The sequence below is a fragment of the Nonomuraea sp. NPDC049784 genome, from assembly GCF_040659615.1.
GTDB lineage: Bacteria > Actinomycetota > Actinomycetes > Streptosporangiales > Streptosporangiaceae > Nonomuraea.
On sequence record NZ_JBFAMX010000910.1, the window covers coordinates 1 to 3014 of the forward strand.

Consider the following 3014-nt stretch of genomic DNA (forward strand, 5'->3'; position numbering starts at 1 on the left):
GTGGCGCTGGACAGCCCGTCGGCGACGGCGAACACCACGGTGCCCGTCCCCTCGTGGACCACAGCACAGGTGGCGTCCTGCCGGGGCTGGCGGTAGTAGCGGTGCCGTTCTCCCCGCAGGGAAGCCGATCGGAGCGTCACCTCCGCGGTGGACCACCCGTCACATTCGAAGTCGGGGCACGTGCCTCCCACCAGGCGCGGGGGTGTCGGCTCGAACTCCAGGCCGGGAATGTCGATGACGACACGTTGCCACGCCTGGATCTGATCGGCCTGCCGCCGTACGTGCTGCACCTATACGACCTCCTGAGCTCGCACCGGCGTCAGACCTCGTCGATCGCCAGCCGGAACTGGTCCGGCCGGTTAACGACGAGCTGCGGGTTGCCGTCGGCCATGGCCCGGCCGGACGCGACCAGGCTCGCCGTCAGCGCGTGGAAGAACTCCGCGATCGCCCTGCCGATGTCGGCGCTGGGCAGCGCGACGAAGGCGAACTCCTGGCGGGTTGCCACCTGCAGCATCGTGTCGGCTCGCGCCGAGCCGATCCCGCAGGCGATGATGTTGGGCGCGAACGGCGACGCGTTCCGGTCGACGAGCGTCCGGTGCGGGCCGTGCCAGTGCCGGCCATCCGTGGGCTGGCCGTCGCTCAGGAAGAACACCACCGGGCGGTGCACCTTGTAGCCGTCGTTCTTGAGCATCTGCACGTCATAGGGGATGCGCTGCAACAGGTCGGCGAAGGCCGCGCCGTAGTTCGTCGCCCCGCGGACCGCGAGCTGCGGCAGCCTCTCGACCATCCGCATGTCGCTCAGCCCCTGCCGCGGCTGCACGTCGTCGGAGAACCCAAGGATCGCGAGCCGCACCTTCGCCGCGATCATCGGTTCCGAACGTAACCCGTTGCACAGCGCCGCCAGCCCCCCAGACAGATCCTGGTAGTACGGGCCCATCGACGCCGACTCGTCCGCCACCACATAGGCGGGCAGCAGCACTCCTCTCGTCTCGGCCATCGCGCACCTACCGCCCCTTCGACCCTGGCTCTTATCAAGGAGACACTAGCGTCCCTATTTTGAAGATCAAAGACATGGAAACCAGGATTTGTCGGCGGTAGAGGGCGCTGGTGGCGGGATCCCCCGCTTGAACTGCACGGATGGAATTGTCGGCAGGCACACTGCGGTGGCGGCAGACCTTCGGCCGCCGTAGGACACGGCTGCTGCACCTCCTGACCTCCGGCGGCGCGGCTGACCGGACGCCCCTCGGGACGCCTTCGCACCAGCCACGGGCACGCGCGTGACACGATGACGAGCTGAGGCCCACGTCCTGGGCCAGGGCCCGCACGCCGCGCTCCGACAGCTCCTGGAGCAGGCGCAAGCGGGTGGCCAGCTCGTCCTTCGGGTCAGCCTTCGCCGCCCGCTGTTGCACAGCCACCGTTCCCCTGTCTCCCTGTCCCACACCGGCGGAAACTTCCCGGAGGCAGTCGCCGCTGGTCAGGGCCGTTTCAGCTGTCCCAGGGTGTCCCATCGCCGTCGTCGTCGTAGCCCTCTCCGGCTGTCATGGAGTCACGCCCCCGAGGGAACGGGGCGCTGACCTGGAAGAGGAGAAACCCCATGCAGTCTCGTATGCAGAACCCCGCCGTCATCCTGTCCGGCGCGATGCAGCCCATCCAGGAGATCTTCAAGGCCGTGCACTCCGGAGGGGTGGAGGGGCAGACGCTGGAGCTGGTGCACCTGCGCGTCAGCCAGATCAACGGTTGCAGCGCCTGCGTGGACGGCGGCGTCAAGACGGCCCGCAAGGCCGGAGTGAGCGAGGAGAAGCTGGCCACGGTCGCCGCCTGGCGGGAGACCCCGTACTTCACCGATGAGGAGCGGGCGGCGCTCGCGCTGGCCGAGTCCGCCACCCGGCTGGCCGACCGCGCCGACGCGGTCAACGACGAGGTCTGGGACACCGCCGCCACCTACTTCGACGAGAAGCAGCTGGCCGCGATCGTCCTGATGATCGGCGTCACCAACATGTTCAACCGGCTCAACGCCACGACCCGGCAGATCGCCGGCGCATGGGGGTAAGGCGTACCGCTGCCTTTGCAAGACGACTGTCCCTATCAAGGTTCGCATACAAGGAGAATTCCACCATGAACGAAACGCAGAGCACGATCGCAGCCGGCAAGAAGTTCGACGGGTTCACCGACGAAGAACGAGCCGCGATGAAGGAGCACGCCCAGGAGCTGAAGACGGCCGCGCGCCGCGGCTCGGGTGCGGCCAAAGCCGACGGGGAGCGCGACGTGCTCACGAAGATCGCCGAGATGGCGGAAGCGGACCGGGTCCTCGCCGAGCGGATCCATGCCGTCATCAAAGCCAGCGCGCCGGCCCTGTCGCCGAAACTCTGGTACGGGATGCCCGCCTACGCCAAGGACGGCAAGATCGTCTGCTTCTTCCAGCCCGCGCAGAAGTTCAAGGCGAGGTACGCGACCCTCGGCTTCAACGACCCGGCGAACCTCGACGACGGCACCATGTGGCCGACCGCCTTCGCGCTGACGGAGTTGACCGCCGACGACGAGGCGAGGATCAGCGCACTCGTGAAGCAAGCGGCAAGCTGAGGACTCCACTTGCCGTCTCGAGTGAACGGCGTCACGGCACGCGCGCGGTCGCGGACGGGCAGATCTCCCGGTACGGGAGCGCGGGAACGAAGCCGGCCCACTCCTGGGCCGTCAACGACCGTCCGGCTTTGGCGCAGACCGCCGCGGCCACGGCCGGCGCGGCCGCGGGGAACCGTCTGACCGTGGCGGCGCGGTCCACGGTGAGCACCTCGGCCCCGTCGGGAGTGAAGGCCACGGACAGGAGCTCGCCGGTCGCGGGGTCGAGCCCGCCGCCGGTGTCGGCGGAGCGGCCCAGCTCGCTGCCGGACGCCGGGTCGAACAGCAGCACCCTGCCCTCCTCCTGCGTGAGCGCGATGAGGTCTTCGACAGGCGAGTACGTGGCGCTGCCCCCGACGACGTCGCGCGCCGGGACGCCGGCGACCGCGCGGCTGCCG

General features: G+C 69.1%; 5 protein-coding genes. 2 read left to right on the forward strand and 3 right to left on the reverse strand.

Going from position 1 to position 3014, the window contains the following annotated elements; translation table 11 throughout:
• A partial coding sequence (locus AB0J09_RS60830; protein ID WP_360713059.1) for a protein phosphatase 2C domain-containing protein occupies window positions 1–290 on the reverse strand: 290 nt, incomplete at its 3' end.
• Between the two features lie 29 nt (window positions 291–319).
• Window positions 320–979, reverse strand: coding sequence for a VWA domain-containing protein (locus AB0J09_RS60835; RefSeq protein WP_360713062.1), 660 nt, complete (start codon window positions 977–979; stop codon window positions 320–322).
• A 615-nt stretch (window positions 980–1594) separates the two neighbouring features.
• Between AB0J09_RS60835 and AB0J09_RS60840 the strand changes: the two genes are divergently transcribed.
• The gene (locus tag AB0J09_RS60840) at window positions 1595–2050 is read left to right on the forward strand and encodes a carboxymuconolactone decarboxylase family protein (RefSeq protein ID WP_360713065.1); all 456 of its coding nucleotides are present in this window, start codon (window positions 1595–1597) and stop codon (window positions 2048–2050) included.
• Between the two features lie 65 nt (window positions 2051–2115).
• The gene (locus AB0J09_RS60845; RefSeq protein WP_360713068.1) at window positions 2116–2580 is read left to right on the forward strand and encodes a DUF1801 domain-containing protein; all 465 of its coding nucleotides are present in this window, start codon (window positions 2116–2118) and stop codon (window positions 2578–2580) included.
• A gap of 31 nt (window positions 2581–2611) precedes the next feature.
• Here the strand turns inward: AB0J09_RS60845 and AB0J09_RS60850 are convergent.
• Window positions 2612–3014, reverse strand: a 403-nt coding sequence (locus tag AB0J09_RS60850) for a hypothetical protein (RefSeq protein WP_360713071.1), incomplete at its 5' end; no start/stop codon positions are given.